The sequence below is a fragment of the Emticicia sp. genome (assembly GCF_043780375.1).
GTDB lineage: Bacteria > Bacteroidota > Bacteroidia > Cytophagales > Spirosomataceae > Emticicia.
The window spans coordinates 1-4,217 of sequence record NZ_JAYWCU010000182.1 but is presented as its reverse complement, the minus strand read 5'-3'; the positions used below and the strand labels follow the sequence as shown (position 1 = coordinate 4,217).

The following is a 4,217-nucleotide window of genomic DNA, read 5'->3' as shown; positions in this document are numbered from 1 at the left end:
GAAAGTTCACCAGTGTTCAATGCCGCCCAAACTACACTTGTGCCGTTATATTTCACAAAATTGTGGTCAACTCCGTACGATCCGTTTAGGCTCAATCGTCCCGTCAAATCAAGTTCGCCCTTGATTCTGGCATTGCCATTTACGAGAAGTTTTTTTGATTCGTAGTCAGCCTGTCCAATTGCCATTTTTCCATCTGAAGAAAAATAAAACGAAGAAGCTTCGATAGGTGCGGTCGTGGCAGTATCGGTAATATCGGAATACGACCCAATGACGATTGAGCCATCCGCCCGACTATATTCAATTCCACGATTATAGCGATTGATATATTCAAAACTCGAATAATATCCAAATTTTATTTTACTTTTTCGAGTGCCATTATTAGCTGTGTCCAGCGTTGTATGAGCTACCATATTCAAATCATAGCTTGCCTGAATACCCGAATTATTGCCCCCAATAACCACGTTTCCGCCAAAAACAGCCGTAGCCTCCCACGATGTGTTCCCAAATCCACTTGCACGACCAACTGCCAATTTCTTCACATCACCAATTCCATCGCTACGCAAAACCGCTTGAGTCACACTCCCACGAATCAAAGCAATATTGTATCCATCAACTGTTCCAATGCTAAATGCAGCCCCGTAAGTATTGCCATTAATGCTTACTTTTGTCGCTAATCCAGCATCAACATAATCTTTTCGAGCGGCATCAGTTGAAGCCGAAGGAATTGCAATTGTAAGTGTACCGCTATGTGTCCAGTTACCAGTAATCGTAGCGTTTTCAGACTTTCGGGGGTAATTGTCATAATTATATCCACCTAAATACTGCGAATCTAAACCCGAAGCTACACCATCAACCGTTTTTATTTCGGTCAATAATTGTGCAGCACTAAGCAAGGTTTTAGTATAAGCAGGAACTGTCGGATCGGTTTCGCTTGCCGTCCATTGAACATAAGTTATTGCGGTAGTATCTACCGTTATTGAAGAAGCATTGGTATTAACCCATTGCGATGCTGCATAAGTCCCTGCTGTTACCAAATGCCCTTTTCCTCTTATTTCTCCATCGGCATCATTTTCGGTTGGTCTTACCCACGTGCTTCCATTATATTTTCGCACACCATTTTCGGCGGCAGTGCTTTGTCCAGTAAATAAGGCATAGTCATTAGTAGCAGTTGTATATCCGCCCTGTGTTTTAGCACCTGAAAGACTCTGATTGTCAATAAATACTAACTTACAGGCTGTACTCACGGCAAAGCCACCAGAAAGAAGCGTTTGAACTTGCGACAATCTAACTAACTGATTGCCAGTTGTAGCATCAGCAGTTGTTTGAGGGATGACCGAATACGTCCATAATCCCGAAACATCTGCCACACCAAACTTAAACTTTGAAATTGTAGTAGCCCAAACTTCACCACCAGAATAAAGGTTAGCACGATTATTCGTAGAATCAATACCTATTGAAAAATATGCACTCGTTACATTATTGCTGGCTTTCAAGGCAATCACTTCGGCACTTCCAACCACATTAGCGTGGGCATGAATTACGGCTTCTGGAGTTATACCACCTACGCCCAAGTTCCCCTGTGGTGTAAGTTGCATTTTTGTAGTGCCGTTAATTTTCCACAAATAATTGAAAGGTGGGCGTTGAACGGAAGTTTCGCCTACTAAATCATATTTTGAAACAATATCAAAAACGCCATCAGCAGTCATATCTATGTTGCTCCCCAATTTCCAAAACTCACTATTAATTTTCTCGTAAGTTGTCAAAGTGCCATCGTAATTCGGCAAATCCCACGTTCTATTTGCGGTCAACTGAACAAATCTAAAATTCCCAGTACGATAATCGGGGGAGCTCGACCCAATAGCCGTAGAACTTTTATACTCAAAGCCATTTCCAGCGGAATTATTTTTGAAATAGCCATTACCAAAAACAAGCCCTCTATCAATAATTGTAGGTGAAAACTCAATATTTTGCTCAAATTTTGTCGCACTTTTCACTGTCAATACTTGTGCTGTCGCTCCAAAATTTAGGGCAGATAATGCCATTTTCGCATCCCAATTTGTATTCCAACCTGCTGAAAAGTCAGAAATGTCAGACACTACAACGGTTGAATATTGCATTGCAGTAGTACCGTTCGACATTAAAACTTGTCTGGTGGCACTTGGTGCAGAACCTGATGGTTTAAAAACTCCTGTGATATATTGATTACCGATTACATCCAATGATTCAGTAGGCATCACCGTGGAATTGGTAGAATCTTTTTCTAATCTAAGCCCATTTTTTAAAATAGCAAAATGAGAAGGAGATGTGCCTACACCCCCCATAGTGTACCCGACAAACCCTGCTTGACCTGCTTTCGCAATGTTCCACACTAAATTTTGATTGTGTGATATTTTTATTCCAAAATTAACCCCTACAACAATGTGATTTTGAACTCTAAAATAGCTACTATCAATTTCGTTGAAAACCTCTATCGAAGTTGTGAACTTCTTAGCTCCTGCAATTGCACTTTGTGCCGTGGTCAAGTCCACAAATTCCTTATTCACATAAGTAGTCGCACCAGAAACTATTTTTACATATCCCTCCCCTGTTAGTTTTGGTTGATAATTAGCCTCCAAATTAGTCTGTGTTGCATATTGAGTTGCGTCTAATTGCCAAGTCCCATCAGTCAAGCGTTTTGCAAATCCACCACCTGTCAAAGCTGCAATAGCAGTTACATTAGCAGGTTTAGTTGTCAACTCAGACCAATCGACAAAGCCCCATGCATCATTTGTGCCATCAGTTCTCAAAACTTTTCCTGTTGAACCCGAAACCCCTTGTGGTTTTAATTGTCCAACGTAACTAATATTACCTCTTAGGAAATTATAAGAACTAGCTTCAAAATTTAGCGGATAGAAGTTTGTTGGGTCTTTCTGTACTTTTATATGAGCAACATTCGTATCTAAAACATAAGCGTTAATGTAAGCACTTGCGGCATATTTTAACGACGGAGTCGTTACCGCTCTTAAATATAATTGATTAACCTCTGTACGACCACCTGTAAATAACTTAACACCTGTAATTGTTTGACCTGTACCTAATGTCACGAAGGTTTCTAAAGTTGCAGGCAAATCGGTAACTTCCGAAATTATATGTGAGTGACTCGAAGGGCTAAAAGTAATAGGCTTATTCAACAAATAATTCCAATCGTTGATATTTATAACTCCAGCAATTTGATTATTCGGCAAAACATAAGTAGTATTATCTGTAATGTTTGCGACTGAGAATTGACCTAAGAAATTAGCTGCATTTTCTAAACCAAAACGCCCCAATACTTTTGTTAAGCTATCATTTTCAAAATTGCCAATTGCAATATTCCCACTGCCATAACCTAAAGCAAGGTTTTCTGCAGTATTTTTTACAGCCCATTTATCCTCGAACACACTGCCACCCAATACACTAACTTCGCTACCCAATGTCCCCAAAGTGCCATCGCCTCTAATATATTGTAGCTCAGTACCAACTGCAATAATGTTTTGTTTGCCTGCTAAGCTTACTGCCACACCATTACTACTTACGGCGTTACTGCTACCAATGGTTGGCATCGCATCTATTACTATTGCTGCAGGCTCTGTTATGCTTAGAGTAACATTACCCCCTCCCAAAAATCCTTGCGGCGGGAGGGGGTAGCCAATTATATCACTCAGGTCATCTTCACTCAGGCTATCATCCTTATATGCCAGCGAATATTCAAACTTATATCCTGCCAAGTTTCGACCATCTTCGGCTTCCCTTACCCGTTTAGTTGAAAGAATAATTGGCAACCATTGACCAAGCTTCTTTACAAATTTATTACTACTCAAAAAGAAGTCTTTCATGTAAGCCAACTCTCGCTTACTCCTAAAACCCGTCGCCGCTTCATAAAACTCTTTTGCCTCAATATTATAATCTTGTTCCTGAGCTTCAATCCCCAAATCAGTTAGTGCAACTTCTGCACTATCTTTATAATACTCAATCTCTTTGCTCCCTTTACCGTAAGTTGCCAATTCGTCAACCGCTCCAAGGCTATTCACATAGAAGAAGTTCCTGACCGAACGTTTAATAGAATAGTCAATCACGTAAGTATAATTCTTACTCAATGCCGCATTGGCATTATCCGCATCAACTACTTTAATTACATATTGCACGACTGTTTTTGCAACATTGGGCTCAAATACTTCCAAACTTGCCTTAAAATAAAC

Annotated in this window: 1 protein-coding gene; it reads right to left on the bottom strand. The window is 40.1% G+C overall.

Annotated elements, in window-relative coordinates; all coding sequences use genetic code 11:
- Positions 1-4,217, bottom strand: a 4,217-nt coding sequence (locus ACH2CJ_RS14660) for a hypothetical protein (protein WP_394993694.1), incomplete at both ends; no start/stop codon positions are given.